The following is a 5,337-nucleotide window of genomic DNA, read 5'->3' as shown; positions in this document are numbered from 1 at the left end:
TATGCCGGCACGGACCGGTACGACACCGCGGCCCGCCTGGCCCGCGGGGTCTGGCCGAAGGGGTCCGACGTGGTGTTCCACGCCCCGGGGGCGAACTTTCCGGACGCGCTCGCCGGCACCCCGGCCGCCCGGGTCAACAATGCCCCGATCCTGCTCACGCGCGGGACGTGCGCGCCGGCGCCGACCGCGGCGTTCGCCGCGCAGTTCGCCCCGGCTCTGCAGGTCGCCCTCGGTGGCCCTGACGTCACCTACGTCGGCGTGAAGACTTGCACCGGCCCGAGCCAGCCGGCACCGAAGATGTCCACGACCACAACGGCGTGGTCCACGGTGCCGGTCACCATGGAGACCGGCATATCTCAGCCGGTCTCGGTCCGGGTCAAGACGGGCGACAAATACATCGCCCGGCGCGTGCTGCTGCAGTTCCGGTCGGCGCCCGGAAAGGAAGGATGGAACGTCCACCCGGGCGAGGCGTGGTTCACGCTTGAGTCTGTCCTGACGGACAGCGACGGCTGGTACCGCGGCCAGGTGGGCGGAAACTCCTTCGGGTCGAATGTCTACCGGGTTGTCGTCCCCGAGACCGCGACCGCCGCGTGGACCGCGACGGGGCCGCTGCTGGTCACCCAGTCCGGGATCGCGTGGGCGGACGCGAAGACGGTCCGGCCCCGGCAGGGGGGCCTGCAGTCGATCTCGTGCCCGACCACGTCCTTCTGCGCGGCGGTCGACGAACGCGGGTACGCGGTGACGTTCACCGGAACCGGGTGGACCAAGCCGGTCGCGCTCGAGACCGGCGGCTACCTGAGGGGCGTTTCGTGCGCCTCAACCTCGTTCTGTCTCGCGGTCAGCTACAGCGGCCGGGTGTACCGCTTCAACGGGACGGGATGGTCCGCGACGACGGCGCCCGGCTACTCAGGGCTGACGGCGGTCGAGTGCCCGTCAAGCACCTTCTGTGCGGCAATCGGCTCGGGCTTCGCGCACGTCTTCAACGGGACCGGATGGGTGAGGTCGCCGTATTTCGGGGACGTCGGCCTCGTATCGATCTCGTGCCCGACCATGTCCTTCTGCGCCGTGCTCGACGCGCACGGGTCCGTCGCCACGCTCGACGCGAAGGCGGGCACCTGGTCCAAGCTCGTCCCGACGGCGCCCGAGCGGCGCAACGCGCAGGCCATCTCGTGCGCGTCCGCAGCCTTCTGTGCCGTGACCGACTACGCCGGGAAGGTCAACACCTTCGACGGCGCCACGTGGTCCACCCCGGTCGTCGTCGCCGGGCTCAAGACGTTCTCGTCGATCTCGTGCCCTGAGGTCGGCTGGTGCGTCACCTTCACCGCGGGAAACGTGGCCGTCCTGTCTGACGGTGCGTGGACCAGGTCCGCGTCCGTGTTCGCCGGCAACGCGCAGGTCGACTGTGTCGCGGCCGGGTCGTGTGTCGCGGTCGACGCCCAGAAGGCCTCGGTGCTCAGCGGCGGGTCGTGGTCGCGACCGGTCATGGCCGACCCGGTGACCGGGACCGGGCAGGACATCTCGTGCGTGACCTCGTCGTTCTGTTTCGCCGTCGACAGCCAGGGCGGGCTCTCCCGGTGGGGCGGGTCGAGCTGGAGCGCGCCGCAGTTCCTCGCCGGTGACGGCGGCCTGCGCTCCGTCTCGTGCGTCACGACGACGTTCTGCGTCGCGGTCGGGCCGACGGGCTCGTTCGTCTTCGACGGCGCCACCTGGCGGGCGGTGCCAACCACGTCGCCACTGCGGGCGGTCTCGTGCGCGTCGCCGACGTTCTGCGCAGCCGTCCACGAGAACGACTACCTGCAGACGTTCAACGGGACCGCATGGACGCGGCTACGGATCGTCGCCTCGGGCACTCCGATGGTCGACGTGGACTGTCCGTCGCCGACGTTCTGCGCGGTCACCGACGGGCTGGGCCGGCTCTACACGTTCAACGGCGCGGCGGTCTCGGCCCCGACATCCTTCCCGGACGAGCCGGTATGGCGGGTGTCGTGCAGCTCGAGCCGGATGTGTGTCGCGGTCGGGATGGCCGTGGCCCGGTGGGACGGGTCGCGGTGGACGCGCATCGAACCCTCGATAGGCCCCGAGGCGGTCACGTGCCAGGCAGCCGGGTTCTGCCTCGTGGTGGACCCGTTCGGGCGGGCGGCGGCCTACGACGGGTCGCGCTGGACGATGCCGATGAAGGTGCTGGAGCAGTTCGGCGCCCTGGACGCGGTGGACTGCCCCGACCGGACGTGGTGCATCGGCCTGGGGAGCAGGTGGGAGTCGATCGTGTCCGTCACGGGCAAGCGCTCCTCGACGGGCTGGACTGCATAACCGGCCGGGCCGGCGCTTTTGTGTGTCTTTCCTGCTCCCACTTTTGCGAGGGCGTACAGACATGGTCAAGGGCAACGCTGATCGTGAGCTGGTCGCGCCACGCCGGCGCGAGAAGGTCGCGATGCCGGACGGACATCACGCCCTGGGCCGCGCCGCAGTTGCGCGACGAGCACGTGCAGCTCCTCGACGACCTTCCGCACCCGTTCGTACAGCACGTGGACGGGTTCGGACCGGTGGTCTTCTGCCATGGCAGCCCGCGCCGCGACGACGAGGTCGTTCTCGTGGACTCGCCGTTGAACAGATGGGCAGCGGCCTTCACCGAGTTGACAGCAGAGCAGCGAACCGTCGTCCGCGGACACCCACATGCCGTTCGTCCGCCTTGTCGATCGACGTTTGGTCAGGTGGTGCGCAGCACGTCGAGGACCTCAGCGCGGTCGACCGTGCTTCTGACGTCACCAGGAGCAGCCCGGCGGGCAGGTGAGCTCGCAGAGGGTGAGCCCCGTCATCGCACCGCTGCGGGTACGCACGGCGTCGGCGACGTTCGCCGACCACACCCAGACCCGGCCTGCGACGATCATCTGGGCGACCCGGTTCCGCTCGGACTACTCCTGGATCGACATCGAGGGCGCCGTCGCCGGCGCGGGGGTTCGCTACGAACGCAGCGTCAGCCCAGTGCCTGGCTATCGTTCATCGGGGTCCCGTGGCACCACACCCGCGGCTCGGCCCTGCTCGGCTTCGTCAAAGACGACGCCGCATGGCTGGCTCAGCGGTTCATGGCCCAGGCTGCCAAACCCAGCTGCTGCCGAACGCATCTGACCGGACCGGCGGCCCGGCCGCCGGATTCACTCCGGGAACGCGGAGCCGCACGAGAAGGGCGGCTGGGCCTGCCGGCGCGAGCCGAGCAACTCGCGGCCCGGGGCCCCGGCTTCCGGTTGATGGCACTGGCGATCGCCGGTGATCCCGGCGATCTCGCCGGTGCGAGCCGTGCGCTCCGCACGGAACGGTGAAGACACCCGAACCCCGTCCACCACCAGGTGAGAATCATGACCAGTACCGCCACCACCGCGCCGACCACCACTCCCACGCCGGCGGGCACGTCGCGCTCGACCGCCGAGGGCATAACCGCAGAAAGCTCCGAGAGCCGGCGCCGAGCCGTCGGCCTCGGGCTGCTCGTCTCCGCGCAGTTCGTTGTCATGCTCGACACCTCGATCGTGAATGTCGCGCTGCCCTCCATCCAGGCCGACATGGCATTGAGCCCGACCGGACTGAGCTGGATCATCAACGCCTACGTGCTCACCTTCGGCGGCCTGCTGCTGCTCTTCGGCCGGGTCGCCGACCTGCTGGGCCGGCGCCGCATGTTCATTGCCGGCTCTGCCGCGTTCACGCTCGGCACGCTCGTGGCGGCGACCGCGGTCAGCGAGTGGATGCTCGTCGCCGGACGAGTCATCCAGGGAGCGGGCGCCGCCGCACTCAGCCCCGCCGCGATGTCGCTGCTGATGCTGAACTTCCCCGGTGAGCATCGCGCCCGGGCGATGAGCCTCTGGGGCGCGTCCTCGGCCGTCGGCGGCGCCACCGGCGTGCTCGCCGGCGGACTGCTCACCGGCACCTTCGGCTGGTCGTCGGTGTTCCTCGTGACCGTCCCCGCCTCGGTCGCCGCCGTCGCGCTAGCCCGCCGCGTCCTTGACGACACCGCCCGCGGCGCCCATCGTCGCTTCGACGCCTCCGGCGCCGTCACAATCACCGCCGCCGTCATAGCCCTGGTCCACGGCGGTCTCGGCGCCGCCGACCACGGCGTGACCGCACCCAGCGTCCTCATCACCCTGGCCGCCGCAGGAGCGCTGCTGCTCGCATTCATCGCCATCGAGCGCCACGCCGCCGACCCGCTCGTCCCGCTCGAGCTGTTCCGGTCCCCAGTGCTCTCGACAGGCGTCGCGCTCGCCGTCCTAGGCGGCGCCGCTCGAGCCTCGACGTTCGTGCTCATCGCGCTCTACCTGCAGAAAGCGCTCACCATGACACCGGAGCACGCCGGCCTCGCCATGGTCCCCACTTCACTCGCCGGGTTCGTCGTCAACCTCGCCCTGCTGCCTCGGGTACTCCGTGCGATCGGCCCCCGCCGCAGCATGGTCGTAGGCCTCGCCATCCTCGCGGCCGGCCATCTATGGATCGCGTACGGCCCCACCGGGTCCAGCTATCCGATCGCGGTTCTGCCCGGACTGCTGCTCGTCGCGACAGGTGTCGCGCTGTCCTTCACCCCCACCACCATGGTCATCGCCTCCGCGGCACCCGACACCCACACCGGGCTGGCCTCGGGACTCGCCAGCTCCGCCACGCAGGTCGGCGCGGCCCTGGGCACCGCGACCTTCACCACCATCGCGCTCACCACCGGCAACGGGTTCACGGCCGGATTCACGACCGCGTTCGCCGCCGCCGCCATGGTGGCGGTCGCCACCGCGGGCCTGGCCGCCACCCTCGTGCGCCGATGAGACCAAAACCCAGCAGACCCCTATCCCATTGGACGGCATCCTGCGTCCCGGCGTCCCGGCCCCGGACATCCCAGCTACGAAGGAAGAAACCGTGCCTCACCTCGAAGCCATCACCATCCATACCAGGAAGCCCGCCGAGCTGGCCCAGTTCTGGTCCGCTGCCCTCGGGCTCGCCATCGACCCGGCCGACCTGGACGCGATCGCTGACGGTACCCTCCGCGCCCACCAGTCGGTCCTGCTGGGACGTCGGGACGGCCTCCACGTGTGGGTCAGCCCTGCCGGTGAGCTGCCTAGCCTGGGCGGACGGATCCACCTCGACGTACGGCTCGACGATCCGATGCCACACCGAACCGGCGCCAGCGCCACGATTCCGGTGACCGGTGGCAGGGCCGGCTGGCAACACGCCGACCATTGGAGGGGAACGCAATGACCGCACATGAGCATCCCGCCCACGATCGAGCCGGTCTCGGTTGGCCGACAGCCTCGAAACTGAGAGACCTGCGCAGGCCGATGCTGGCCGGCGTGGTGGTCGGGGTGCTCCAGG

3 protein-coding genes are annotated in these 5,337 nt (G+C 70.5%); all 3 read left to right on the top strand.

Features of this window, described 5'->3' with window-relative positions; all coding sequences use genetic code 11:
- The coding region (locus ACTHJJ_RS14640; RefSeq protein WP_440303675.1) for a cell wall-binding repeat-containing protein at positions 1–2,310 on the top strand (2,310 nt) is incomplete at its 5' end.
- 1,043 nt (positions 2,311–3,353) lie between these two features.
- The gene (locus ACTHJJ_RS14635; protein WP_440303674.1) at positions 3,354–4,793 is read left to right on the top strand and encodes an MFS transporter; all 1,440 of its coding nucleotides are present in this window, start codon (positions 3,354–3,356) and stop codon (positions 4,791–4,793) included.
- Positions 4,794–4,884: 91 nt separating this feature from the next.
- Complete coding sequence (locus ACTHJJ_RS14630; protein ID WP_440303673.1) at positions 4,885–5,223, top strand: VOC family protein; 339 nt, start codon at positions 4,885–4,887, stop codon at positions 5,221–5,223.
- The last annotated feature ends 114 nt before the right edge of the window (positions 5,224–5,337 follow it).

It is taken from the genome of Intrasporangium sp. (assembly GCF_051961875.1).
Classification (GTDB): domain Bacteria; phylum Actinomycetota; class Actinomycetes; order Actinomycetales; family Dermatophilaceae; genus Intrasporangium_A.
Note: the sequence above shows the minus strand (reverse complement) of the source record. Positions and strands in the feature narration are given on the sequence as shown.